The sequence below is a fragment of the Thermus caliditerrae genome, assembly GCF_021462525.1.
GTDB lineage: Bacteria > Deinococcota > Deinococci > Deinococcales > Thermaceae > Thermus > Thermus caliditerrae.
In genome coordinates, this window is sequence record NZ_JAKEDT010000010.1 from 1 (window position 1) to 22479 (window position 22479).

The following is a 22479-nucleotide window of genomic DNA, read 5'->3' on the forward strand; positions in this document are numbered from 1 at the left end:
GCTACAGGGTCGGTTCCCCATCTTTTTATCCCACTCAGTGTCTCACATGTGTCTGTCCGGGTTCAGGGCATCGCGCCTCACGCTACAGCCCACGGCAAAGCCCGCCCCTCGAGGCCGCCCTGGCCTACGCCCGCTTGGGCTACCGGGTCCTCCCCCTCCACCCGGGGGAGAAGCGGCCCCACGGGGGCCTGGTACCCCACGGCCTCAAGGAGGCCTCCCGGGAGGAGGGCGTGATCCGGGCTTGGTGGGGGCGGGAGCCTCGGGCCGGGGTGGGCCTCCTGGCCCCGGAGGGGGTGCTGGTCCTCGACGTGGACCGGCCCGAGGCTTGGGAGGGGCTGAGGGGGGAGCACCCGGGCCTCCTCGAGGCCCCCCGGCAACGGACGCCCAAGGGCGGGGTCCATCTCTTCCTTCGCCTTCCTCCGGGCCTGGAGGGGGCCTTGAGCGCCTCCGTGAGGCGGCTGGAGGGGGTGGACCTCCGGGGCATGGGGCGGGCCTATGTGGTGGCCGCCCCCACCCGCTTGGCGGATGGCCGGGGGTACGCCTGGGAGGTGCCCTTGAGGAGGCCGGAGGAGCTTCCCCTGGTGCCCTCCGGGCTCCTCCAAAGGCTCTTGCCGCCGCCGCCTCCCCCGCCCCGGGAGGTGGGGCTGGGGGCCTCGCCAAGGAGGTTGCGGGCGATCCTCGAGGCCTTCGCGGATCGGGTGGCCGCCGCCCCCATAGGGCAAAGGCACCTCACCCTCATCGCCTATGCCCGGGCCGCCGGGGGCCTCCTCCCCCACGGCCTGGACCCCAGGGAGGCCGAGGAGGCCCTAGTGAGCGCGGCCATGCAGGCGGGGCTTCCCGAGCGGGAGGCCCGGGAGGCGGTGCGGTGGGGGCTTGAGGTGGGAGCTCAGGCCCCCCTCCCCCTGGAGGAGGATTTTGGGCCAAGGGGGGCATTTTGGGCCAAGGGGTTGGCCCAAAATCCTGCGCCGTCCTGGACGGCAAAAACCCGATTTTGGGCCAACGAAACACACCAATATAGGGAGCCCAATCCCTGGGGGGAGGGAGGTGAGGGCGGATGGCGGTGAAGCGCCTTAGCCTCCCCCAGGAGCCCCCCGTGGTGGAGTGGTTCGTGGACGAGCTCATCCCCGCCGGGTACGTGAGCGTGCTCTTCGCCCGGCAGGGGGAGGGCAAGACCCGCCTGGTGGCCTTCCTGGCCGTGCAGGCCCTCCGGCCCCAGGGAAGCTTTGCCAAGCGCCCCGTTCGGCGTGGGCGGGTGCTCGTCTTGGACGCGGACGACCCCGGAGGGCTGGGCTACGCCCTCTGGCTTCACCGCTTCCTGAGGGCCTATGAGGACGCGGATAAGGGCCTCCTGGACCTCCGGGCCGTGGAAGGAGGCCTGACCCCTGAGGACGTGCGAGCCCTGGAGGAGGAGCTTCGCCAAGACCCCCCGGTCCTCATCGTGGTGGACGCCTTCTCTAGCGCCTTCCTGGGGGTGGATGTGATTAAGCCCCAGCAGGTGCACGCCCCCATCCGCGCCCTGACCTCCCTAGCCCAGGCCACGGGGGCGGCTCTCCTCCTGGTGGACCATGTGGGCAAGCTGGCCCCCGGCCAGACCGTGGCCGAGAAGGGGCCCTTGGGCTCCACCGCCAAGCTCTTCTCCCCCCGGGCCGCCTTCGCCCTGGACCGCCTCCCGCCCAAGGAGGTGGAGGGGCGGGATGTGGTGAAGCTGACCTGCGTGAAGCAGTCCTACGCCCCGCTACCGCCCCCCATCGGCCTCGAGCTGGTGTGGCTTTCGGACGGGGGAGGGGCCTACTTCAAGCCCTACCCTCTCCCCGAGGCGGCCACCCTGGAGGAGAAGGCGGAGAAGGTCATCCTGGAGCTCCTGGCCGAAGCGGGGGAGGAGGGCCTCCCCCGGAAGGAGCTCCTGGGGGAGGTGGTCCGGCGGGGCAACGTTTCCGAAAGAACCGCCATGCGGGCCCTCTCCGGGCTCAGGGGCCGGGGCCTGGTGGAGGAAACGGAGCTTCCGGGGAGAGGAGCCCCCAAAGTCCTCAGACTTCCCCGCTCCAATCTCTCTATGCCCTTGGCACAAAATCGGGAAAATCCCGTCCAGGACGCAAAAAGATTTTGTGCCAAGGGGTTGGCACAAAATGGGGGGCTTGGCACGAAATCGCCTGATCCCCTCGAGGCGGAGGAGCAAGCCCCTAACGGTGCTGGGGGGCCTGTGGGAGGTAAGGAAAACGCTGTCCAAAGGGCAGAACCCGCGCCCGCAACCCCTTCGCGGGAAAGCGAAGAGCTCCTCACCCTTGAGGGAGGGCTTGGCGGAAGGAGGCTTCCCCCGTCCTCCACGGGGGAGGTAAACGATTTGGAGGTGGAGCTTTGAACGCCTGGCAGGCCCTAAGAGCGCACGTGGTGCCCTTGGCGGAAAAGCTGAGGCGGGTACGCCCTCCCAAGCTTCGGGTGGTGGTGGAAGGCCGGGTGGTCTACTGGGCCCTCCTCCTCCCCCCGGAGGAGGACCTCGAGGCCCACGCCCAGGCCTGGGGCGGGGTAGGGTCCTGGGAGGCGTGGCTTCTGGACCGGCTGGAGCGCCTCGAGGCCGACTTCCCCGAAGCGCTGGAGGTGGAGCTCCTGGGGGTCTGGGGCGGGAACCCGCCCCGGGTGGAGCCCGTGGCCACCGCCCGGCCCAAGGGGAGGAAGGAGGTGCGGGAATATGCCTGAGCTGAGCCGGGTTTTGGCGGAGATCGCCCAGGCGGGGGGGCACCTTCGGTTGGAGGAAAGGCGCCTGGTCCTCCTCCTGCCCGAGGAGGCCCCCGCCTTACGGGAGCGGGCCATGAGGTGGGGGGAGGCCCTGGCCCTCCTGGCCCTCGAGGCCCCCAAGGGGGAGCTTTCCCCCCAGCTCTTAGCCGTTTTGGCGGAGGCGGTGGAGCGCTGGGGGCTTCCCGGAGCCCTGGCCCTTTTGGAGAAGACCCGGGAGGCCCTAGGGGGGAGCCCCCGGCCCCGCGCCTAGGAGGAGGAGATGCCTGGGGGCAAAGGGCCAAAGCGCAAAGGCACCCGGGCGGAGCGGGAAGCCTTGCGGCTCTTGCGGGAGGCGGGCCTCGAGGCCCGGCGGGTCCCCCTCTCAGGGAGCGCTCCCGGCTACCCGGGGGACCTGGTGGCCCACCTCCCCGGCCTGGGGGAGGTGGTGGTGGAGGTGAAGGCAAGGAGGCGGTTCGGCCTCGAGGGGTGGCTTGAGGGGCGGGGCCTTCTGGTCCTCCGCCCCGACCGGAGGCCCCCCTTGGCGGTGATGCGGCTGGAACACCTCTTGAAGGCGCTTGGCGTAAAGGAGGAGACATGACGGGCAAGCTTACGGTGCAGGCCCACCCCCTGGCCCTGGATGGGCCGGAGGTGCTGGTGCGGGTGCAAGGCGGAGGCGCGGCCTGGAGCCTAGAGGCCCTGGGCCGCCTGGGCGTGCGGAGCCTGGTCTTTCTCAAGGACGGGCGGATCGCCCTCCTGGTGCGGGAAAGGGAGCAGGTGAAGGACGTGGTGCTGGGCCTAGTGGCCTGGGCCCTGAAGCGGGGCCTCGAGGTGGAGGTAGACCCCTTGGCCCGGGAAGAGCTCAGGTGGGCCCCCCGCTTCGCCCCCGAGGAGGCTTGAGGTGCCCAGGCCCAAGGACCTTTACGGTACCCGGGGGAGCCTCCTCCGCAAGCTGTGGAAGGCTGTCAAAAAGACCTCCAAGCTCCTGGACTCGGACGACCCCCAGGTGGTCCTCCGGGCCACGCACGCCCTGGCCACCATCGCCGCCTCCTACCGGGCGGCCTATGCGGAGTGGGAGCGGGAGCAGATGGAGAAAAATCGCCAGAAGGAAAGGCAAACCCGCCCGCCCTTGACCCGGATCGACCCCTATATCGTCTGGCTCATCAAGCGGGACGTGTACGGCATCGAGGAGCCTCCTCCACCCTTGCCTCAAGACCCGGAAGGCGTCTACTGGGTAAAGAAGGTGGCGATGGATCAGGGGCTCCCCGACCCCTACGAGAACCCACCCCCCGGGGCCTATCCCCCCTCCGAGCCCTCGAGGCAAGTGTTCACCGTGGAGCCCCTCCCTCCCAAAGAGGCGGATCCCGAGAAGGACGATGAGGCTTGAGCTCTACCACGGGGAGGCCCTCGAGGTCCTAGCCCGCCTCAAGACGGGAAGCGTGGGGGCGGTCATCACCGACCCGCCCTATGGCACGGGGAACTGGAAGCGGCCCGGGACGGGGCTGGGGAGCGATCCCCGGGGGGTCTGGACCCGGGAGGCTTGGGACGAGTGGAGCCTGGCCTGGCTACCCGAGGCCCTCCGGGTAAGCGCTGGGCCTGTGGTCTTCTTCCTCCCCCAGGAGCGCTTGGAGGAGGCCCTGGCCTTTGCCCGGAGCCGGGGGCTTCCCCACCGCCTCCTCTTCTGGGCCAAACCCGACCCCAGGCCCCGGCCCCAGGGGCCCGCCTACGGCTTCGAGCCCATCCTGGCCCTGAGGCCCCTCCCCGGCAAGGGCAAGGACTACCTCCTGGCCTCCTCCCCCCGCCCCGGGAGGGACAGGGAGGCCACGGGCCACCCCCACCAGAAGCCCGTGCGGGTCATGGGCTGGCTGGTGGAGCTGGCCTCGAGGCCCGGCGAGGTGGTCTTGGACCCCTTCATGGGCTCGGGCTCCACCGGGGAAGCGGCCTTGCGGCTGGGGCGGGGCTTCATCGGGGTGGAGCGGGAAGCCTCCTGGTACGAGGTGGCCCAAAAGCGCCTGCAAAACGCCCTTCTTCAGGCCCCCCTCCTCGAGGCCCCCATTGAGGGGTGAGCTGGGCGAAAAGGAGTAGGGCCTAGCCCCAGGGCTAGGCCCTGCCTTTGGTGGGGGCGAGGGGATTTGAACCCCCATCAGCCGGGTTATGAATCCGGCCCCCTGTGCCTTCCGGGAACGCCCCCTCGCCTGGTAGGGGCGGCGGGACTTGAACCCGCGACCTGCGGTTTATAAGACCGCCGCTCTCACCTGCCTGAGCTACGCCCCCAAGGCCCCCTTGCGGACCGTGCCCAACCCCTCCCTGAAGCGCCCCAAAGCGCCTCAGGCCTCGAGGGGTATTCGCTTGCAGACCATAGCCCTAGGGTAGCGGGCCCTCCCCCTTCCGGTCAATGGAAGGCGGAGGAAGCCGACGAAAGGCGGAGGAAGGCGAGGGGAAGGCGGCGCTGGGGTGAAGGAAAACGAAGGAAGCCGACGGGGAGCCGACGGGAAGCGAAGGCTTGGCGTGAGGCGCGATAATGGACTCATGCGCGGCGCTCATCTCCAGCGGGTGCGGCTTCCCCTGCGGGTGCGGCTCAAGCTCTTGGGGGTGGAGGCCCTAGGCCCCGAGGAGGAAAGCCGGATGGTACGGCTACGGGGGCCCGAGCACATGTTCCGGGTCCTCGAGGAGCTCACCCCCAAGGAGCGGGGGGAGGCCATGCTGGCCGGGCTCAAGGCCACGCACTACTGGTTTGACCCCCCGGAGGAGTAGGCGTGAAGCGGCGGGGCGGGAAGGGCACGGGCACGGTCTTCTACGACCGGAGGCGGGGGCGGTGGGTAGCCCAGCTCACCGTGGGCCACGACCCCGCTACGGGCCTTCCCCGAAAGATCACCCGCGTCTTCCCCACCCGCAAGGAAGCGGAGGCTTGGCGGGTAGAGCAGGCGGCGCGGCTCCACAAGGGCCTCTTGGGCTCGCCGGAGGCCATCACCGTGCGGGAGTGGGCCTCGAGGTGGCTTGAGGGCAAGGCCCAGGAGGTCCGCCCCCGCACCTTAGCCCTCTACCTCCAGGACCTTGGGCATGCCATCCCTTCCCTCAAGGACCCCAAGACCCCGGACCCCTTCGGCTCCTTGCGCCTCCAAGCGGTCCAGCCCTCCCACATCCGGGGGGTGCTGGAAGGGCTGAAGGGGCGGTACAGCCTCCGCACGGTGCGGGCGGTAAGGCAGAGGCTCCACCAGGTCTTTGAAGAAGCTTTGGCCCTCGAGGTCATCGCCCGCAACCCTGTGGACCCGGTGAAGGTGCGGGCGCCCAAGGGAGAGGGACAGGGGAAAGCGGCAAGGGCCTTGGAACCCCACGAGGTGAGCGCCTTCCTCAAGGCCCTGGACCATCACAAGGACCCCCGCACCGCCCTGGCCCTCCGCCTCTGCCTGGCCTGCGGCCTCCGGCGGGGGGAGGTCTTGGGCCTGAAGTGGGAGGACCTGGACCTCGAGGCGGGCACCCTCACCGTACGCCGGGCCTGGACGGAAAACGGCAAGGAGCTCCTCCTGACCGCCCCCAAGACCGCCAAGGGCGGGCGCACCGTGCCCATTCCCCACCAGACCCTCCAGCGGGTGAAGGCTTACCGGGAGATGTGGCTTAGGCAGGGCTTCTCCCCCGAGGAGCTTCAGGACAGGTGGGTTTTCCCGAGCCTCGAGGCGGATGGAAGCAGGCCCATCCACCCCCACAGCCTGAACAAGGCCCTAGAGCGCATCCGGAAGGCCCTGGGCCTCCCCCACTTCCGGCTCCACGACCTCCGGCACACCTACGGCTCCTTCCTCCTGGCCAACGGGGCCCCGGTGGAGCTCGTTTCCGAGCGCATGGGCCACGCCAACCCCAACATCACCCTGGCCGTCTACCGGCACCTCCTGGAGGAGGAGCGCCGGGGGTGGGTCCTGGACCCTGAGGACGTGGCGGGGCCTCGAGGGGAGGCCTGAGCGGATAAGCTAACCATTCGCTAACGGCAACACCCCCCGGCCACGCTACCGGGGGGTGAAGCTTTGCCTTCTCTTGCTGGTGGCGGCGGTGGGACTCGAACCCACGACACCACGATTATGAGTCGTGTGCTCTGACCACCTGAGCTACGCCGCCACGGGCGCACCAGGCAATCCCCATCTTAGGGGAGGGCCCCCAGGCGGTCAAGGTTCAAAGCCGATGTGATCCATGAAGGCGGGGAGGATTTCTTCGGCGAAAAGGTCCAAGAAGCCCCTTACCGCCCCCAGGCTCACCCCGCCCGTGAGGTCCAGGTCCGACTCCACCCACACGGCTCCCTCCTCATCCAAAAAGGCCCGGCTGAAGCGGCGGTCCCGGTTCCAGGCGTTTACGGCCTCGAGGTCCGGCACCTCCTCCAGGGTAAAGCCAGCGCTTAGGGTCAGGACCCCGCACCGCTCCTCCTGGCAGAAATCCAGGTAGAGCCAGACCTTGGTCAAGCCAGCCATCTCCAGACGGAACTCCTGGGCACCCGTTTTCTCGTAGGCAAGACCCGCCTGCTTGAGAATCCCTTCCACCTCGGCCGGGGTCAAGCCCTTGACCACGGCCTGCCCCAAGGCCAACCCCAAAAACAACACGCCCGCCAGCAACATCCTCATAAAACCCCTCTTCCGTCCCGGTGGGCCTCCAGACCACCTTGCAGGACACCCCTAGCCTACACGATCCCCTTCTCCTTCAGGAAACGCCCCTCCCGGAAGCGACCCAAGCGGAACGGGGTTATGTCCAGGCTCCTCGCCTTCCCGTGGACCACCTCCTCCGCCATGAGCCTCCCCACCATGGCCGCCTGCTGCACCCCGTGGCCGGAAAAACCCGCCGCCACCAAAAGCCCCTCCTCCACAAAACCCAGGATGGGGTTGTGGTCTGGGGTCACCTCGTAGTAGCCCCACCAGCTGGCCTTCCGGTCCAGGGCGAGCCCCTCCAGGAAGGGGAAGCGGAAAAGGCCCGCCTCGAGGGTGGGCCCAAGCCACTCCCAATCCATCCCCTCGGCGAAGCCAGGGGGCTCGGCGGGATTGGACCGGCCCAGGAGCACCCTGGGCCCCTCCGAGCGCAGGTAAAAGCCCGTGGCCAGATCGATGGTGAGGGGGAAGGCGTGGGGGAAAGGGACGGGGGCCGTGGCATAGACCATGCGCCGCACGGGGTGGATGGGGATCTCCAGGCCCAGCCTCCGCCCCACCTCCCCCGTCCAGGCCCCGGTGCAAAGGAGGAGGAAAGGGGCCTCGTACCGCCCCTTGGGGGTCACCACCCACCAAACGCCCCCCTTCCGCTGCGCCCCAAGCAGGGGCTCGGAAAAGCGCACCTCGGCCCCAAGGCGCCTGGCCTCCCGCAGGTAATAGGCGGTCACCCCGTGGGGGTCAATGATCCCGTCCATGGGGCCAAAGGTGGCGTAGGCCAGGCCCTCCTCCCGGAAGGGCACCAGGGCTTGGGCCGCCTCGAGGGTGAGCTTTTCCACCGGCACCCCCAGGGCCCTCTGGGTGGCCAGGGCCTCCTCCTGGACCTCCCTCAAGGCCTCGGGCACCAGGAAAAGGTAGCCGATGGGCCGGTAGCCGGCCTCCGGGATCCTTTGGTACTCCAGGATGGAGTGGTAGGAAAGGAGGATGTTCCAGGGCTCGGAGAACTGCACCCTGACCCCAGCGGCGCTCCGCCCTGTGGAGCCTTGGGCGAAGGTGGCCTCCTTCTCCAGAACCAAGACCCTAAGCCCCGCCTCCGCCAGGCGGAAGGCCGAGGCCGCCCCCACGATGCCTGCCCCCACCACCACGATGTCCGGCATAGGCCAAGTCTAGGACACTTTTCCCCCGCGGAAGGGATATGCTAGGGCCCGGAGGTACGCTATGGCCTACCAGCACATCCGGGTTCCCGAAGACGGCAAGCGGATCGCCATCCAAGGCGGGGTCCTCCAGGTTCCGGACCGCCCCATCATCGGCTTCATCGAGGGGGACGGCACCGGCCCCGACATCTGGAGAGCGGCCCAGCCCGTCCTAGATGCGGCGGTAGCCAAAGCCTACGGCGGCAAGCGCAGGATCGCCTGGGCGGAGATCTACGCCGGGGAGAAGGCCAACCAGGTCTATGGGGAGCCCATCTGGCTACCCCAGGAAACCCTGGACTTCATCCGGGAGTACCTGGTGGCCATCAAAGGGCCCCTAACCACCCCGGTGGGCGGGGGTATCCGCTCCATCAACGTGGCCCTAAGGCAGGAGCTGGACCTCTACGCCTGCGTGCGCCCCGTGCGCTGGTTTAAAGGGGTGCCAAGCCCGGTGAAGCACCCGGAGTTGGTCAATATGGTCATCTTCCGGGAGAACACCGAGGACATCTACGCCGGGATTGAGTGGCCCGCGGGCACGGAGGAGGTGCAAAAGGTCCTGGACTTCCTCAAGCGGGAGTTCCCCAAGGCCTACGCCAAGATCCGCTTCCCCGAGACCTCCGGCATCGGCATCAAGCCCGTATCCAAGGAGGGCACGGAGCGCCTGGTGGCCGCGGCCATTGAATACGCCATCAAGGAGGACCTCCCCAGCGTCACCCTGGTGCACAAGGGCAACATCATGAAGTTCACGGAAGGGGCCTTCCGGGAGTGGGGCTACGCCCTGGCCCGGGAGAAGTACGGGGCCGTACCCCTGGACGGCGGGCCCTGGCACGTGCTGAAGAACCCCCGCACCGGGCGGGAAATCGTCATCAAGGACATGATCGCCGACAACTTCCTGCAACAGATCCTCCTCCGCCCGGACGAGTACTCGGTGATCGCCACCTTGAACCTCAACGGGGACTACATCTCCGACGCCCTGGCCGCCCAGGTGGGGGGCATTGGCATCGCCCCCGGGGCCAACATCAACTACCTCACGGGCCATGCGGTCTTTGAGGCCACCCACGGCACCGCCCCCAAGTACGCGGGCCAGGACAAGGTGAACCCCTCGAGCGTCATCCTCTCCGGGGAGATGATGCTCCGCTACCTGGGCTGGAACGAGGCCGCCGACCTCATCCTCCAGGCCATGGAGCGCACCATCGCCAAGGGCCTTGTCACCTACGACTTCCACCGTCTCTTGGTGGCGGAGGGCAAACCCGCCACCCTCCTCAAAACCAGCGAGTTCGGGCGGGCCCTGATCGAGCACATGTAGCCCCTAAACCAGGGCAAAGCGGGCTTCCAGGTTGGCCAGGTCCGCCTCGAGGAAGCGGAGGCGGACCTCGGCGTTTAGGGGAAGGGGCTGGGCCAAGGCCACCTGGGCGCTGAGGCCGAGCTCGGGGAGGAGGAAAACCCCCTGCCCACCCCGCCTTTCCACCAAGACCCCCGGCCCCTCGTAGCCCTCCTGCAGGAGGTGAATCAGGGTCCAGTGGAGCTTGCTCTTGCGCTCCGCCTCCCGCACCAGGTCAGCCACCGCCTCCGCCGCCCCCACCCGCTGCAAGAGCTCCTCCTGGGAAAGGGGCTTTTCCCCTCGGAGCCAGGCCCTGAGCTGCTGGTGGGCCACCAGGTCCAAATAGCGCCTAAGGGGGCTCGTCACCTGGGCGTAGAGGGGGAGGCCTAAGCCCTTGTGGGGGGCGGGCACCGCCTTGAGCTGGGCCCGCTTGAGGAGCTTTCGCTGCTCCCACATGGCGGCGAGGCCCTCCCCCTCCACCCTGCGGCTCGGCGCCTCCTGGGTGGCAAAGGGGAAAGGAAACCCTTCCCGGAGGGCCAGGTGGGCGGCGGCGTAGCCCGCCAGGAGCATGGCCTCCCGCACCCAGAGGCGGCTTTCGTAGGGGGGCAAGGGGGTGAGGCGCACCCGCCCTTCCTCCAGGCGCACCTTCACCTCGGGCAGGGCGAGGTCCAAGGCCCCCTGGGCCAGGCGCTTCCGGTGAAACGCCTGGGCCAAGGCGGCCAAGGGCCCCAAGGCGGGCTCCCCCAGGGCCTCCCGGTAGGTGAGCCTTTGCACCCGGACCCAGGAGGGGTAAAGGCGCTCCTCCAGAAGCTCCCCCTCCTCGGAAACCCAAAGCTCAAAGGTGAGGGCGGGGGACACCGGCTGAAGGCCCAGGCCCAGGCGCTCGGTGGCGGCCTGGGGCAGCATGGGCACCGTGCCTTCAGGAAGGTAGAGGTTAGCCCCACGGCGGAGGGCCTCCAGGTCCTGGGGGCTTCCCGGGGGCACTAGGGCAGCCACGTCCGCCACGTGGACCAGGAGGCGGAAGCCTTCCGGCACCCGCTCGGCGTAGACGGCGTCGTCAGGGTCTTGGCTACCCTCGTCGTCCACGGCAAAGGCGGGGAGGTGGGTGAGGTCCTCCCGGGCCTCCTCGGGCAAAGGGGGCAGGGGGAGGTCTGGAGGGGTCAGGGGAAGGCCCAGGCGCCGGGGATGGGGGTTTTCCCACCGCCAGAGGCCCAGGCGCAGGAGGAGGGCGTGGGCGGCCTCCGGGGTTTCCGGGAGGGCCAGGGCCCGCATCAGGCGGCTTTCCCGCCGCTCCCCCCAGGCCAGGGCCTCGGCCTCGGCCAAGAGGGGGCGGTCCTCGGGAAGCCACCTCCCCTCCTTAAGCCTCCCCACCGCCTCCTGGAAGGCCTGCTCCCGCTCTTCCCGCGCCCTTTTGGCCCGCAGAAGGGCGGCAAGCTCCTCGGGGGTGCGGGCCCGCACCCGGTCGCCCTCGAGGACAAACCGCTCCCCCCTTTGGGCCAGGAGGTAGGCCCCGTAGGCGGCCTCCGGCGTGTAGGCACCGTAGACCAACTCCGCCAGCTCCTTCAGGCTCACCGCCTGGCCCTGCAGAAGCTCCCAGACCGCTTCCTCCTCTCCCTCGGGCACCTCCAGGGGGAGCTGGGCGGGGCCAGGATGGAGAAAGAGGACATCCTTGGGGCGCACCCGGGCCCTAGCGCCATCGGGTAGGGCGAGCTCCAGCTTATCGCCCCTTTCCTCCGCCAAGGCGGGCCGGTTCTTGTAGATCACCAAAGCGGCCACGCCCCTAAGGATACCTTGGCGCTCGGCACCGGGGACCGCACCCACGGCAAACGGGATTACCCCCTGCCCCCCTCGCCCGAGCTATTACCCTTTCCCGCTGAACCCTTCGCTCCCTTCCCCCGGCGGAGGCCCTGGGTACCCTTTCACCGGGGCCCCCACGGGGACGAAGTCCCCGTGGGGTGGTACTATCCCTTCTCCCCCGTTAGGCTGGCCTCGAGGGGCACCAGGGGGTTGTAGGCCACCGCCCATCCCGGGCGGCCCCGGCCGAAGTTGAAGGCGGTGAGGAAGGGATAGGCCAAGAGGACTAGGCCCAAGGCCAAGGGGGCCAGCCCCACAACAGGCCAAACGTTGGCCCCAAGGAACAAGGCGAAAAGTGAGAAGGCAAAACCCGAAACCCCCAGGCCCGCCCCAGCCCACATCCAGGCGCAAACCCGCCGGTACCGACCCCGGGCTTCCCGCCAGGGCCCCTCGGCCTCAACGGGCGGGTAGAGGAGGCCGTTAAGCCACGCCAACCCCCGGGCGGTGTGGAGGTAGCGCCGTAGCCCGGGGTATTTCCTCCAGTCTAGCCCCAGGTGGGCCAGCATCCGGTCCCAACCCGGGAGGTCCAGCCATAGGGGGACCCGCTCCTCCCCAAAAAGCAGGTGGAAGAGGGGGTCCGTGCGGAAGCGCCACCCCAAGCGCAGGCGGAAGCGGTAAGACGACCATACCCCCGGCCAGACCTCCCACCGGGTCCACGGGCCCAAGGGGCCCTCTAGGCCGGCAAACCGCTCCTTGGGGTAAAACCTTTCCCCAATCCGCACTCCCCCTGGCTCTAGGGATACCCTGAGGCCAAAGCGCAAAAGAGGGCCCAAGGACGTGGCGTAGGCGTAAAGGCCCAGGAGCACCACCAGGGGCAAGCTCAAAAGATTGCCCCCAAACAAGGCGAAGACCGCCGCGAAGGACAAGGCCGCAAACCGCTCGTAAGCCGCCCGCCGCTGCCAGGGCTGGTAGCCCAGGACCGCCGCATCCCCTTCACTCACCGCCATAATCCCCCCACTCGTGGAGGAGGCCCGAGGGACCCTCCCAGTAGAGCTTCCCCGCCTCATCCTGGTACGTGGGCTCGGGCGTTTCCCCAGAAAGGAGCTGGCTCCACTCCTCGGCCATCCAGGTGTTGAAATCCCGGTGCTGTTGTAGGCTCTCGTCCAACCCCGAGGAATCCAAGCCCCCACCTGGGAGGTCCATAGGCAACCCTCCCCCAGGACTACCCCTGGGTCCATAGCCATAGGGAGAACCGGAAAAATCCCCACCACCCGAAAACCCAGGGGAATAGGGCTCCCCATCCAGAGACGGCCCCCAGGGCACAGAGGGGGAAGCAGGTGCAGGAGCCTCACCCCATTCTCCCGCCCCTGGGCCCGAGTCTGGCCCCCGCCGGGCCATGGGACCGCCCACCCTTATGGAGGCCAGAACGGCTTCCACCTGAGGCCGAATCTGGGCCAGCTTGCCGGGCTCGCCGGTGAGGGTAAGCTGGTACCCTTCCCGGCCCACCACGAAGGCCCAGACCCAAAACTCCAAAGGCCTTCCACCATGCCGGCCTTGCCCCGCAAAAACCACCGCCTCCACCCCGCCCAAGGACCCCATCTGGACCGGCCCTGGGGTGAACCCTTCCACCCCCTGGGCGTTCCGCCAGGCCACCACCTGGGCATACTGGAGGGAGTTCATGGGCTGGGGAAGGATTTCCACCAGGAGGGTGAGGTTTTCCCGGAAGGCGTCCTTGGGGCCCTCCAAGGAACTTAACAGGGCCCAGCCCCCCTGGACTTCCTTGGCCTCCCAGCCCCGGGGCACCTGAAGCCGTACCTGTCCCACTTCCACCTCCTGAGGCTCCTCCGCTATGAGGTTTCCGATGATTCCTAGCACGAAAACTCCTAGCAGAACAGCCAAAAACCAGTCCCGCCGAGTGCGGGGCCAAAGGAACCGCTCCCCTGTACCCCTCATCCTTTCCCCCTGAATGCCCTCCGCCATACGCCCCAACCTCTTCCGAAGGCCTAATCCACAGGACTACAGGGAAGCCAAAGGGTTGTACTCGCTCACCCAGCCCCTCGCAAGGCCCTTTAAGCCAAAGGTGATCCCGACCCATCCCAGGCACAGCAACAGGCCCATCAAACTGACCCCGACCAAGGCCCACGTCCAGGGGGTATCCCCTCCACCGGGGCCCTCGACTACCCTCACCCCCACAATGCCCAACACCACGCCCAGGCAACCTATCCAAATCCAGGCGCACGCACGGCGGTAGCGGGAGCGGGCTTGCACCCAAGCCTGTTCCGCCTCCTCTGGAGGGTGCATCAGGCCATTCAGCCAGCCCATCCCTCGGGCCAAGGTAAGGAACTCCCGCAACTCCGGAACCTCTCTCCAGTCCACGCCCAAGTGCCGCAGGAGCCGATCCCAACCTGGCAGGTCCAAGAAAAGGGGAAGCCTTGCCCTGCCAAAATCCAGGTGGAAGGGAGGGTACGGGGCCCAAGGGCCGTAGGTTCCCGCATCCCGCAAGGCCCTTTGCGCCCTCTGCGCCCACCATCCCGAAGCCATCCCCAGGCCACGGAAATCCGACCGGGAGTAAAACTTACCCCCTATCCTAATCCCCCTGGGTTCCAGAGCCACCTCGAGGCGCGAACGCAACAGGGGTTGCACCGCCGTGCGCAAGAGGTAAAGGGCCACAACCAGGCCCACGAGAAGGCCCAGAAGCAACGAGAGCCCATCCCGCACGTCAAAAAAAACCCACCAGAGGAGGGCGAGAGCGAGAAGGCCCAAGACCAGGCGCCCCCCTGCGGCCCACTTCTGCCAGGAAGCATAGCGCAGGACCTCCATACCTCACCTCACGCGGAAGCGCACCAACCGTTCCTGAGCGTAGCTGGTGTACTGACTCTCCCCCTCCCGGACAGCCATTAAGTATTCGTACTTCAGCAGCCGCTTTGCGGGGTCGTACCCTAGGGCCTGAACCCAGCCTGAAGTGAAGGTGCGCCCCCCCGAACCTGCGGTAGCCATGTAGCCAATCTCCAGCACTCCGTCCTGGTCAAAATCGTCCGCCAGGCGGCCAGGCGCAAAGCGAAGGGGGTTAGGGGGGAAACCTGGGGCAGGTGGATCCAGGAGAACGAGCAGGAAGGGCTTTTCAGGATACACCGGACAACGCAAGCCATCCATGGTAGGCTGGCCCCTGGGATCCAGAAGCTCACAAGCGGTACTCACCAAGTAAGTGGCGACGGATCGCCCATCGGAGCCATAGGTGATGCCCCGGTAAACGCCCTGGGGTGTCTGCTCCAGCGTAAAAAGGAGGTGAGGGGTAACGGGCGTTTCTACCACCTGGCCCGTCCGCAGATCCCGCTTTCGCTCCACCCCTCCAACCACCTCTACCCGGTAGGAAGGCTGGGTAAGCACGGGCTTCCCGGAAGCGGGGTAGCCGGCGGAAACCGCAGCGGTACAAGCCATGCTCGACATGGGATCCATTCTCGGCGCATAAGGTCCCATGCACATACCCGCAGAAAGCTGTTGCAGGCACATGACGTAGGCCTGAGCTCCCTGGGCCAGGTACCCCTGGCACTGGGCATGGGCCTGCTGCCTTAAGGGCTCATAGGGCCCGAAGTCCGGGGGGTAAACCACTTGCTGAGCCAAGGCCCACAGAAGCCAAAGACCGCCCACCGCCCACCAGCCGGTCCAGAAGTGCCTCCTCACGGCATCCTCCCGGGTCCTAGCGGACCTCTTTCAAGGCGTAGCGGGTACAGGGATTGCGCTGCTTGCTGAGGTCACAATACACGAAATAGGCCAGCCACCCGTCCCCGCGGTAAGCCACCTCTACCCACGTCTGGTCATCCTGGAACCGGTAAAGGACTAGGCCACCTTGCTGGCTCCGGGCAAACCTTTCGCCCCCAATCTCCGTTCTTCCCGTGTGCCAGACGGGGGGCAAGAGTACCTCCTCTCCGTCTTGCAAGCCGAACCCATCCAAAAGGTAGGTGTCCTCGCTTCTACCCTCCGCGTCCTCCACCACCTCGGTCACCTGCCAACGGCCGGCCCCCGCGGGCTCAATGCGGTAATAGAGCCCCCCCTGCACCAGGGCAAACTGCTTGCCATCCCCCACTTCCTTGCTGTAGCGGAGCTCCACCACCCGGTTGGCGGGAGGGGTAAAAGCAGGCCGCCCCTGGGTAGGGGAAGGGGCCTGGGCCGCCCCGCCAGGGAGCGTGGGCTGGGAAGGTAAACCCGGACCCGGCGGCAGAGCCCCTGGCTGGCTCGGACCAGGACCAGGGTAAGCGGGAGCCGTGGGCAGGCCAGGACCAAAAGGCGGGGGCGAGTACCCCGGCATCCCCGGAGGCATGGGGGAAAGACCCCCACCCACCCCCATTAGCTGCACCTGGGCCAGCAGTTGCTGGAAAAGCGGCTGCACCTGGGAAAACACCTGGGCAGGAGCGGTGAGCTGTAGGCCATAGGCCCGCCCCCCTTCCACGGTGTAGACGGCAAGGTCCACGTAGTTCTGCCCTTGAAACACGATTTGGCTGACCACCCCCAAAGCCGGCCTGCCCCCTAGGGTCAGGCCCGAAAGGGGCTGGCGCTGCACCTGGATTCCCTGTTGGCGCAGGGCCTGGTCCTGCTGGGCCAGGCGTTGCAGGTTGGCTTGGTGGAAGCCTTGCAGGTCCATGGGCTGGGCAAGCGCCAGGGACGTGGCGTAAAGCTCGGCACCCATGGGATGTAGGAAGGCCGCCATCAAACCTCCTTCCATAGGAACTTCCCGAGCCAGCTGAAAACCCTGAGGGATGGGGAAGACCATCCCTAAAGCGGGGTTCTGGTAAACCTGCCCGCCTGCGCTTGGAACCTGGGGCAACCCGGGAAGACCCACCTGGGCCCAGGTGAACGCACCCCAGAAGAACCACCAAAGCAAAATCCTGTTTTTCATGTCTCCTCCCTTTCCTCCTCAGGACCGTACCCGGCAAACCCGACTCCCCCATCCAGGGAAGTCCCTGGCCCTTTCCAGCTGGCCTCCTTCTCCACCCTTAGCTCCTCCTCACTTTGGCAGGCAGTGACAAAGGGAGCGGGGTGGCCCAAAGCCCTTTGCCACTGGGCCCTCTTGGCCCAGAAGCCCCTTGTTAAAACCCTCCTCGTCAAGGCTCTCACCTTCCTTTCCCACTTCCCACCTTAGGCCGGGGGCCTTACAAACCCCTTAAACGGGCGGGGGCCGGTATAGTGGGCAGCATGGAGTGGGACCTTTCCGACCTGTACGGAGGCCCCGACGACCCAAGCCTCGAGGCCGACCTCACCCAAGCCCTCCACCTGGCAGAAGGGCTGGACCCCAAGGACCTCCTGGACCCCAAGCGGGCAGAAGCCCTTTTCCGCCGCTATGAGGAAGCCTTGGAGAAGGCCTACAAGCCCTTGAACTACGCCTCCCTCTTCTTCGCCACCCGCACCCAAGACCCCGCCGCCAAGGCCCTTCTAGACCGGGTGCGGAACCGCTACACCGAGGTGCGCAACCGCCTCCTGCCCCTCGAGGTGGCCCTGCGCAAGCTCCCCGAGGAGGCCTTTCAGGCGCTTCTAGCGGAGCCCGGCCTCGCCGACCTCCGGCACTTCCTGGAGGTCCAGCGGGCCTACGCCCCCCACACCCTCTCCGAGCGGGAGGAGGAGCTTCTAAACCTCAAGGGCCTGGTGGGCAGAAGCGCCTGGAGCCAGTTCTACACCGAGTACACGGGCCGCTTCCGCTTCCCCGTGGGGGGCAAGGAGCTCACGGAGATGGAGGTGCGGGCCCTAAGGCGCGACCCCGACCCCGAGGTGCGGCGGGAGGCCCACCGGGTGCTCTACGGCAAGCTCTTGGCCGAAGCGCCCACGCTGAGCGCCGTCTTCAACGCGGTCTATTTGGACTACCTCCAGGACCTGCGCCTTCGGGGCTACCGCCATCCCTTGGAGCCCGTGGCCCTCCGGGACGAGGTGGAGGTGCGGGACATCGAGGCCCTCCTCGAGGCCACCCGGGCCCACTACGGCCTGGTGGAGGCCTACTACCGCTGGAAGGCCCGGCGGCTTGGGCAGGAGAAGGTGGCAAGCCCCGACCTCCTGGCCCCCCTGAGCCGGGAAAAGCCCAAGGTGCCCTTTGCGGAGGCCAAGGCGCTGGTCCTGGAAGCCTTCCGCCGCTTCTCCCCCCAGGTGGAGGAAATCGCCCGGGAGTTCTTTGAACGGCGCTGGATCGACGTCTACCCCCGCCCCGGCAAGCGGGGTGGGGCCTTCTGCTCTGGGGGGCTTCCCTCCACCCACCCCTACGTCCTCCTCAACCACACCGACGACCTGGACGCCGCCCACACCCTGGCCCACGAGCTCGGGCACGGGGTGCACTTCTACCTGGCCCGCCGGCAGCGCCTCCTCAACTTCGGGGCCTCCACCCCCCTGGCGGAGACGGCCAGCGTCTTCGCGGAAATCCTCCTGGACGACCTCCTCTTAGAAAAGCTTCCCGAGGAGCAAAAGACCCTCCTCCTGGCGGAAAGGGTGGAGGACGCCGTCAACACCCTCTTCCGCCAGGTGATGTACACCTTCTTTGAGCGCAGGAGCCTCGAGGCCCGCCGGGAAGCCGCCCTTTCCCCTGAGGCCTTCCACGGAATCTGGCAGGAGGAACAGGCGCAGCTTTACGGGGAGGCCGTGGAGTGGACGGAGCTGGACCAAGCGGCCTGGGCGGGCATCCCCCACTTCGTCCACTACCGCTTCTACACCTACAGCTACGCCCTGGGCTACCTGGTGGTCCTGGCCCTTTACGGCAAGTACCGGGAGGAGGGGGAGGCCTTCGTGCCCAAGTACCTGGGGGTCCTCGAGGCGGGGGAAAGCCAAAGCCCCAAGGAGATCCTGGCCAAGGCCGGGGTGGACCTGGCCTCGGAGGCCTTCTTCCGGTACGGCTTTGGCGTTTTGGAGTCTTGGCTCAAGGCCCTCCCCTGAGCCAGAATAGGGGGATGGACCTCGTCTTTCGCCCCGAGCGCTACCCCTTTCTCACCCAAGACCTCCCCGGGGTGGGGGGCACGATCCGCCTCCTCCCCGAGGACTTCCAGGTGGAGGAGGTGCCCGCCTACCTGCCCAGCGGGGAAGGGGAGCACCTCTACCTCCTCCTGGAGAAGGAAGGCCTCACCACCAGACAGGTCTTGGAGTTTCTGCGGGACGAGGTGGGGGTGCCGGAAAAGGAGATCGGGGTAGCGGGGCTCAAGGACAAGCACGCCAAAACCCGCCAGTGGTTCTCCATCCCCCGCCAGCACGAGGACGCCCTCTGCCTTTTGGAAAACCTCCGCGGGGTGAGGCTTTTGGACACGGGCCTCCACACCAACAAGCTCCGCACCGGCCACCTCAAGGGCAACCGCTTCCGCATCCTCATCCGAGGGGCAAAGGACAGGGAAAAGGCAGAAGCTATCCTAAAAGCCCTGGCGGAGAAGGGCCTACCCAACTACTACGGCCCCCAGCGCTTCGGCCTGGGGGGCCTGAACCCCGTGCGGGGCTACGAGCTGGTGAAGCGGGGCAAGGGCCGGGGTAGCCCCTGGCTCAAGCGCTTCCTGGTGGGAAGCCTCCAGAGCCTCCTCTTCAACGACTGGGTGGCCCTGAGAATGGCGCGGGGCCTTTACGACCGAGTCATCCCCGGGGATTGGGCCAAGAAACACTCCACGGGAGGGGAGTTTCTGGTGGAACGGGAAGAGGAGGCGGAAAGGGCCCTCAGGCTGGAGATCAGCGCCACGGGGCCCCTCTTCGGCAAGAAGTACCCCGAGGCCCAAGGGGAGGCCAGGGCGCTGGAAGACGAAATCCTGGCCCGCTACGGCCTCCGGCGCGAGGACTTCGCCCTCAGGCGGGGGGCACGGCGCCCCATCCGGGTTCCTCTCCAGGAGTGGCGGGTGGAGAAGGTTCCCGAGGGGCTTTGGCTCGCCTTCTTCCTCCCCAAAGGCTCCTACGCCACCAGCCTCCTGAGGGAGGTGATGAAGGTGGAGGTGGACGCCCCGGAGGGGGGGCTGACAGAAGAAGGAGAATAGGGAGGGCCTAGGCCCTCCCTATGGGCTCCCATCCCCTAGAAGCGGTAGCCCAGCTTCATCTGGGCGGCGAGGGTGCCCCCGGCCAAGCCCAGGTCCCCGCCCAGGAAGGCGGGCAGGCCTAAAACCGCCTTCAGGTCGTACTCCGCATCGGCGCGGAAGTAGAAGTTGGCGCTCTGGAAGCCGGGGAAGGCCACCCCCAGGCCCACCCCCCCGTTCAGCCCCTCGGCCAGGGGGTAAAGGTAGCGGAAGAGGAAGGCCCCGTTCACCGCCCCGTTCGTCACATAGGCCACGTCCAGGGTGGGCCGCACCTCCCCCACAGGCGGCTGGAAGAGCAGGCAGTGCCAAGAAAGCTCGGCGCCGAAACCCTGGGTACCTCCCACCACTGCCAGGGAGGGCTTGAGGTTTTCCACCGAGAACTGGGCAGAAGCCATGCCTAAAACGAGAAGCAAAAGAGCCAACAGTCTCCGCATAAACCTACCTCCAGTAGGTAGGGTATCAAACAAGCTGGGCACAGCGCAACCCTTCGCCTATATCTTTCCCAGAAAAGACCGCATACCCCCTCTCTGCCAGCGCCTCTCCCACCGCCTCCCCCAGGCCCCGCACCAGGATGGGGGGCGAGCCGAGGTTGGTCATGACCACAAAGCCCGCCACGTACTCGGCTAGCTCCTCGGGGCTCATCTTAGGCCCTCCGGTGCGCCCGTGGCCCGGGAGGTCCAGGAGGTAAAAGGTGTAGCCCTGAGGGAGTTCCTCCGGCCACAGGCTGGCCTCCTCCGCCAGCAGGAGGACGGCAGGACCCCGGCCCACCCGGTCAAAGACCAGGTTCAGGCCGTATAGGTGCAGGTAGCCCGTGCGCCTCATAAGGCCAGCCCACCCGGTAGGGGACGAAAGCCCTCTCCCGACACGAAGTCCTTCACCAGGTCCAAGACCTCCTCCCTTGCTTCCCAAGGCACAAAGTGGCCCGCCCCCTCGAGGGCAAAGCGCACCGCCTCCCCCTTGGCGAAGTCCGCCACCTCCTTGCCGTAAAAAGGAGGGGTAAAGGCGTCCCAGGCCCCCTGGATCACCAGCACCCGGGCCCCCGTGCCCCGCAGCCAGCGGCGCTCGTCCCCCAAGGCCTCCACCCGGGAGAGCCAGGCCTCCACCCCCTCCCGGGAAAGCCCCTCCCGCCAGGCGGCGAAGATCTCCTCGTCACCCACGCTCTCCGGTCCGAAGAAAAGGGCCCGGCCCACCTGGGCGAAGCCCTCCACCCCGCCCCGCTCTAGGCCAAAGCGGAGCGCTGCCACCTTCGCCGCCAAGAGGGCGTCCTTCCGCACGATAGGCGAAAGCAGAACCAAGCTTTTGGCCTGCTCGCGGAAGGCCACCTGCAAGGCGGGGATCGCCCCCTCCCCGAAGGCCACCAGGTGAAGCCCCTCTTCCGCCGGAAGCCCGGCGAGAAAGTCCAGGCCGCTGGGAGGAGCCAGCAGCCCGGGGAACAGGCGCAGGTCAGCCACGGCCTTCTTTATACTCCAGGGCATGGAACTGGACCGCGTCCTCGGTCGGGAAACCCTGGACAGCACCCTGGGGGTGCGCTACCTGAAGCTGGAGAAGGAGGAGGTGGTGGCCGAGCTGGAGGTGACCCCCAGGGTGCACCAGCCCTTCGGCTTCCTCCACGGAGGGGCCACGGTGGCCCTGGCGGAAAGCGTGGCCAGCGTGGGCGGGTTCCTGAATTGCCCCCCGGGGCATGCGGCCTTCGGGCTGGAGATCAACTGCAACCACATCCGCAAGAAGCAAGCAGGAGTCATCCGGGCGGTGGGGAAGCCCTTGCACGTGGGCCGCACCACCCAGGTCTGGGAGGTCAAGGTCTACGACGAGGAGGCAAGGCTGGTGGCGGCGAGCCGGTGCACCCTGGCGGTGGTGCCCCTAGAACCAGGTTCGTAGCCATCGAAGCCAGTTTTCCCCTAAGAAGCCCGCGTCCCCCAGGGCCCGGAGGTCCCGGTGGCGGTCCAAGCCCTGGGGAACCCCTTCCAGGCCAAACCCCCCGTCCCAGTCGGTGCCCAGGCCCACTCCCCCTGGGCCCAGGAGGGCCTCCGCGTGGGCCTTGTGGCGGAAAAAGGCCTCCAGGGGAAGCCTGGGGTCGCCCCGCTTCCAGCCGGGGTCCAAGAAGGCGTTGAAGGGCACCAGGCCCAAGACCCCGTCCCGCTCCCCCAGGGCCGAGAGGAGCCGGTCGGAAAGGTGGCGGGGAGAGGGCACCAGGGCCCGGGCGTTGGCGTGGGTGGCGCACACCGGTCCCGGGAAGACCTCGAGGGCCTGCCAAGCCGCCTCTTCCGCCAGGTGAGAGAGGTCCAGGGCCACACCCCAACGGGCCATGGCTTCCAAAAGCATCTTGCCCCGCTCGGTGAGGGGGCCCTCCTCCGCGTTGCCCCCAGCGTAAGGGTTCCCCGTGGCCCAGGTGAGGGAAAGGAGCCGTAGACCCCGCTCCCTTAGGGGCAGGAGGTCCTCGGGGGAGGCCAGGGCGTGGGCCCCTTCCAGGAGGAGGAGAAGGCCCGGCACCCGGTCCTGGGGAAAGCGCCGGAGATGGGCTTCCAACCCGCGCCCATCCCGCACAAGCCGCACCAAGCCCTGGGCCTCCCAGGCCTCGTAGAGGTGAAGCTGGACCCAGACCTCCTCCTCCCAGTCCTCCCGCCTGCCCTCCCGGGGGTCCACGAAGAGGGTGGCGAAGGCCACGGCCACCCCCGCTTCCCGGAGGCTTTCCAGGGTCACCAAGGGGGTTTCGGGGTGGGGGTCCACCTCCCGGAGGCGGTCCAGGGGGAGGGTGAGGTCCCGCCCCAGGGCCCGGGCGTTATGGGCCAGGTCCAGGTGGGCGTCCACCATGACGGGCTCCATAGGGGCACTCTACA

General features: G+C 67.7%; 25 protein-coding genes and 3 tRNA genes. 14 read left to right on the forward strand and 14 right to left on the reverse strand.

Going from position 1 to position 22479, the window contains the following annotated elements:
* The first annotated feature begins 119 nt into the window (after nucleotides 1-119).
* From L1088_RS06785 to L1088_RS12460, 8 genes are read left to right on the forward strand one after another with little or no spacing between them, the layout of a single operon-like run.
* Entirely contained in the window at nucleotides 120-1064 is a 945-nt protein-coding gene (locus L1088_RS06785; protein ID WP_267961114.1) for a bifunctional DNA primase/polymerase, read from the forward strand.
* Nucleotides 1055-2359, forward strand: a complete 1305-nt coding sequence (locus L1088_RS06790) for an AAA family ATPase (protein ID WP_234554268.1) — start codon at nucleotides 1055-1057, stop codon at nucleotides 2357-2359. The genes L1088_RS06785 and L1088_RS06790 overlap by 10 nt, the downstream gene beginning before the upstream one ends.
* Complete coding sequence (locus tag L1088_RS06795; protein WP_234554269.1) at nucleotides 2356-2694, forward strand: hypothetical protein; 339 nt, start codon at nucleotides 2356-2358, stop codon at nucleotides 2692-2694. The genes L1088_RS06790 and L1088_RS06795 overlap by 4 nt, the downstream gene beginning before the upstream one ends.
* Complete coding sequence (locus L1088_RS06800; protein ID WP_234554270.1) at nucleotides 2687-2983, forward strand: hypothetical protein; 297 nt, start codon at nucleotides 2687-2689, stop codon at nucleotides 2981-2983. Before L1088_RS06795 ends, L1088_RS06800 begins: the two co-directional genes overlap by 8 nt.
* A gap of 9 nt (nucleotides 2984-2992) precedes the next feature.
* Nucleotides 2993-3310, forward strand: coding sequence for a PDDEXK family nuclease (locus tag L1088_RS06805; RefSeq protein ID WP_234554271.1), 318 nt, complete (start codon nucleotides 2993-2995; stop codon nucleotides 3308-3310).
* On the forward strand, nucleotides 3307-3609 hold the full coding sequence (locus L1088_RS06810) for a hypothetical protein (RefSeq protein ID WP_234554272.1): 303 nt from the start codon (nucleotides 3307-3309) through the stop codon (nucleotides 3607-3609). Before L1088_RS06805 ends, L1088_RS06810 begins: the two co-directional genes overlap by 4 nt.
* A 1-nt stretch (nucleotide 3610) precedes the next feature.
* A complete protein-coding gene (locus tag L1088_RS06815) occupies nucleotides 3611-4096 on the forward strand; it encodes a hypothetical protein (protein ID WP_234554273.1) in 486 nt (161 codons plus the stop codon).
* Complete coding sequence (locus L1088_RS12460; protein ID WP_267961105.1) at nucleotides 4086-4775, forward strand: DNA-methyltransferase; 690 nt, start codon at nucleotides 4086-4088, stop codon at nucleotides 4773-4775. The genes L1088_RS06815 and L1088_RS12460 overlap by 11 nt, the downstream gene beginning before the upstream one ends.
* A gap of 48 nt (nucleotides 4776-4823) precedes the next feature.
* Here the strand turns inward: L1088_RS12460 and L1088_RS06825 are convergent.
* Together L1088_RS06825 and L1088_RS06830 are read right to left on the reverse strand one after the other, a co-directional pair.
* Nucleotides 4824-4900: transfer RNA gene (locus L1088_RS06825), tRNA-Met, on the reverse strand.
* A gap of 5 nt (nucleotides 4901-4905) precedes the next feature.
* Nucleotides 4906-4983: transfer RNA gene (locus L1088_RS06830), tRNA-Ile, on the reverse strand.
* A 255-nt stretch (nucleotides 4984-5238) separates the two neighbouring features.
* Between L1088_RS06830 and L1088_RS06835 the strand changes: the two genes are divergently transcribed.
* Nucleotides 5239-5463, forward strand: a complete 225-nt coding sequence (locus L1088_RS06835) for a hypothetical protein (protein WP_119360013.1) — start codon at nucleotides 5239-5241, stop codon at nucleotides 5461-5463.
* A gap of 2 nt (nucleotides 5464-5465) precedes the next feature.
* Nucleotides 5466-6662 (forward strand): tyrosine-type recombinase/integrase, encoded by a 1197-nt coding sequence (locus L1088_RS12545; protein ID WP_234554274.1) that lies wholly within the window; start codon nucleotides 5466-5468, stop codon nucleotides 6660-6662.
* A gap of 77 nt (nucleotides 6663-6739) precedes the next feature.
* On the opposite strand, the gene L1088_RS06845 is transcribed toward L1088_RS12545, so the two are convergent.
* The 3 genes from L1088_RS06845 to L1088_RS06855 all read right to left on the reverse strand — a co-directional run bounded on the left by L1088_RS06845 (nucleotide 6740) and on the right by L1088_RS06855 (nucleotide 8482).
* A tRNA-Met gene (locus L1088_RS06845) sits at nucleotides 6740-6816 on the reverse strand.
* A 47-nt stretch (nucleotides 6817-6863) separates the two neighbouring features.
* Nucleotides 6864-7313 carry a YbjN domain-containing protein gene (locus L1088_RS06850; RefSeq protein ID WP_234554275.1) on the reverse strand — a complete coding sequence of 150 codons (450 nt, stop codon included), beginning with the start codon at nucleotides 7311-7313 and terminating at the stop codon, nucleotides 6864-6866.
* Between the two features lie 56 nt (nucleotides 7314-7369).
* On the reverse strand, nucleotides 7370-8482 hold the full coding sequence (locus tag L1088_RS06855; protein ID WP_234554276.1) for an NAD(P)/FAD-dependent oxidoreductase: 1113 nt from the start codon (nucleotides 8480-8482) through the stop codon (nucleotides 7370-7372).
* Between the two features lie 61 nt (nucleotides 8483-8543).
* On the opposite strand from L1088_RS06855, the gene icd reads away from it, so the two are divergent.
* A complete protein-coding gene (gene icd, locus L1088_RS06860) occupies nucleotides 8544-9821 on the forward strand; it encodes an NADP-dependent isocitrate dehydrogenase (protein WP_234554277.1) in 1278 nt (425 codons plus the stop codon).
* A gap of 3 nt (nucleotides 9822-9824) precedes the next feature.
* Here icd and L1088_RS06865 read toward each other — a convergent pair whose 3' ends face one another.
* The 5 genes from L1088_RS06865 to L1088_RS12470 form a co-directional block, all read right to left on the reverse strand.
* A complete protein-coding gene (locus L1088_RS06865) occupies nucleotides 9825-11612 on the reverse strand; it encodes an RNB domain-containing ribonuclease (protein WP_234554278.1) in 1788 nt (595 codons plus the stop codon).
* Nucleotides 11613-11797: 185 nt separating this feature from the next.
* Nucleotides 11798-12637: a hypothetical protein gene (locus L1088_RS06870; RefSeq protein ID WP_234554279.1), complete on the reverse strand. Its 840-nt coding sequence runs from the start codon at nucleotides 12635-12637 to the stop codon at nucleotides 11798-11800.
* Nucleotides 12624-13505: a hypothetical protein gene (locus L1088_RS06875; protein ID WP_234554280.1), complete on the reverse strand. Its 882-nt coding sequence runs from the start codon at nucleotides 13503-13505 to the stop codon at nucleotides 12624-12626. The genes L1088_RS06870 and L1088_RS06875 overlap by 14 nt, the downstream gene beginning before the upstream one ends.
* 141 nt (nucleotides 13506-13646) lie before the next feature.
* Nucleotides 13647-14450, reverse strand: a complete 804-nt coding sequence (locus L1088_RS06880) for a hypothetical protein (RefSeq protein WP_135259753.1) — start codon at nucleotides 14448-14450, stop codon at nucleotides 13647-13649.
* A gap of 877 nt (nucleotides 14451-15327) precedes the next feature.
* Complete coding sequence (locus L1088_RS12470) at nucleotides 15328-16335, reverse strand: polyadenylate binding domain-containing protein (RefSeq protein WP_206201725.1); 1008 nt, start codon at nucleotides 16333-16335, stop codon at nucleotides 15328-15330.
* 485 nt (nucleotides 16336-16820) lie between these two features.
* Here L1088_RS12470 and L1088_RS06890 point away from each other — a divergent pair, with 485 nt between their 5' ends.
* Together L1088_RS06890 and truD are read left to right on the forward strand one after the other, a co-directional pair.
* Nucleotides 16821-18536 (forward strand): M3 family oligoendopeptidase, encoded by a 1716-nt coding sequence (locus L1088_RS06890; RefSeq protein WP_234554281.1) that lies wholly within the window; start codon nucleotides 16821-16823, stop codon nucleotides 18534-18536.
* 14 nt (nucleotides 18537-18550) lie between these two features.
* A complete protein-coding gene (truD, locus tag L1088_RS06895; RefSeq protein WP_234554282.1) occupies nucleotides 18551-19606 on the forward strand; it encodes a tRNA pseudouridine(13) synthase TruD in 1056 nt (351 codons plus the stop codon).
* 35 nt (nucleotides 19607-19641) lie between these two features.
* Here the strand turns inward: truD and L1088_RS06900 are convergent, their stop codons facing one another.
* Genes L1088_RS06900 through L1088_RS06910 form a run of 3 tightly spaced genes read right to left on the reverse strand, consistent with a single transcriptional unit; the run spans nucleotide 19642 to nucleotide 21093 of the window.
* Nucleotides 19642-20076: a hypothetical protein gene (locus tag L1088_RS06900; RefSeq protein WP_234554283.1), complete on the reverse strand. Its 435-nt coding sequence runs from the start codon at nucleotides 20074-20076 to the stop codon at nucleotides 19642-19644.
* A gap of 25 nt (nucleotides 20077-20101) precedes the next feature.
* Entirely contained in the window at nucleotides 20102-20464 is a 363-nt protein-coding gene (locus L1088_RS06905) for an alpha/beta fold hydrolase (protein WP_234554284.1), read from the reverse strand.
* Entirely contained in the window at nucleotides 20461-21093 is a 633-nt protein-coding gene (locus L1088_RS06910; protein WP_038041791.1) for an alpha/beta fold hydrolase, read from the reverse strand. The genes L1088_RS06905 and L1088_RS06910 overlap by 4 nt, the downstream gene beginning before the upstream one ends.
* A gap of 22 nt (nucleotides 21094-21115) precedes the next feature.
* Here L1088_RS06910 and L1088_RS06915 point away from each other — a divergent pair, with 22 nt between their 5' ends.
* Nucleotides 21116-21520, forward strand: coding sequence for a PaaI family thioesterase (locus L1088_RS06915; protein WP_234554285.1), 405 nt, complete (start codon nucleotides 21116-21118; stop codon nucleotides 21518-21520).
* Here the strand turns inward: L1088_RS06915 and L1088_RS06920 are convergent.
* The gene (locus L1088_RS06920; RefSeq protein ID WP_234554286.1) at nucleotides 21503-22465 is read right to left on the reverse strand and encodes a dipeptidase; all 963 of its coding nucleotides are present in this window, start codon (nucleotides 22463-22465) and stop codon (nucleotides 21503-21505) included. The genes L1088_RS06915 and L1088_RS06920 overlap by 18 nt on opposite strands.
* Between the last annotated feature and the right edge of the window lie 14 nt (nucleotides 22466-22479).

Coding starts and splice junctions, on each gene's coding strand:
- L1088_RS06790 (WP_234554268.1), top strand. CDS start 1,055: ATGGCGGTGAAGCGCCTTAGCCTCCCCCAGGAGCCCCCCGTGGTGGAG.
- L1088_RS06800 (WP_234554270.1), top strand. CDS start 2,687: ATGCCTGAGCTGAGCCGGGTTTTGGCGGAGATCGCCCAGGCGGGGGGG.
- L1088_RS06805 (WP_234554271.1), top strand. CDS start 2,993: ATGCCTGGGGGCAAAGGGCCAAAGCGCAAAGGCACCCGGGCGGAGCGG.
- L1088_RS06810 (WP_234554272.1), top strand. CDS start 3,307: ATGACGGGCAAGCTTACGGTGCAGGCCCACCCCCTGGCCCTGGATGGG.
- L1088_RS12460 (WP_267961105.1), top strand. CDS start 4,086: ATGAGGCTTGAGCTCTACCACGGGGAGGCCCTCGAGGTCCTAGCCCGC.
- L1088_RS06835 (WP_119360013.1), top strand. CDS start 5,239: ATGCGCGGCGCTCATCTCCAGCGGGTGCGGCTTCCCCTGCGGGTGCGG.
- L1088_RS06850 (WP_234554275.1), bottom strand. CDS start 7,313: ATGAGGATGTTGCTGGCGGGCGTGTTGTTTTTGGGGTTGGCCTTGGGG.
- L1088_RS06855 (WP_234554276.1), bottom strand. CDS start 8,482: ATGCCGGACATCGTGGTGGTGGGGGCAGGCATCGTGGGGGCGGCCTCG.
- icd (WP_234554277.1), top strand. CDS start 8,544: ATGGCCTACCAGCACATCCGGGTTCCCGAAGACGGCAAGCGGATCGCC.
- L1088_RS06870 (WP_234554279.1), bottom strand. CDS start 12,637: ATGGCGGTGAGTGAAGGGGATGCGGCGGTCCTGGGCTACCAGCCCTGG.
- L1088_RS06880 (WP_135259753.1), bottom strand. CDS start 14,450: ATGGAGGTCCTGCGCTATGCTTCCTGGCAGAAGTGGGCCGCAGGGGGG.
- L1088_RS12470 (WP_206201725.1), bottom strand. CDS start 16,335: ATGGCGGCCTTCCTACATCCCATGGGTGCCGAGCTTTACGCCACGTCC.
- L1088_RS06890 (WP_234554281.1), top strand. CDS start 16,821: ATGGAGTGGGACCTTTCCGACCTGTACGGAGGCCCCGACGACCCAAGC.
- truD (WP_234554282.1), top strand. CDS start 18,551: ATGGACCTCGTCTTTCGCCCCGAGCGCTACCCCTTTCTCACCCAAGAC.
- L1088_RS06900 (WP_234554283.1), bottom strand. CDS start 20,076: ATGCGGAGACTGTTGGCTCTTTTGCTTCTCGTTTTAGGCATGGCTTCT.
- L1088_RS06905 (WP_234554284.1), bottom strand. CDS start 20,464: ATGAGGCGCACGGGCTACCTGCACCTATACGGCCTGAACCTGGTCTTT.
- L1088_RS06915 (WP_234554285.1), top strand. CDS start 21,116: ATGGAACTGGACCGCGTCCTCGGTCGGGAAACCCTGGACAGCACCCTG.
- L1088_RS06920 (WP_234554286.1), bottom strand. CDS start 22,465: ATGGAGCCCGTCATGGTGGACGCCCACCTGGACCTGGCCCATAACGCC.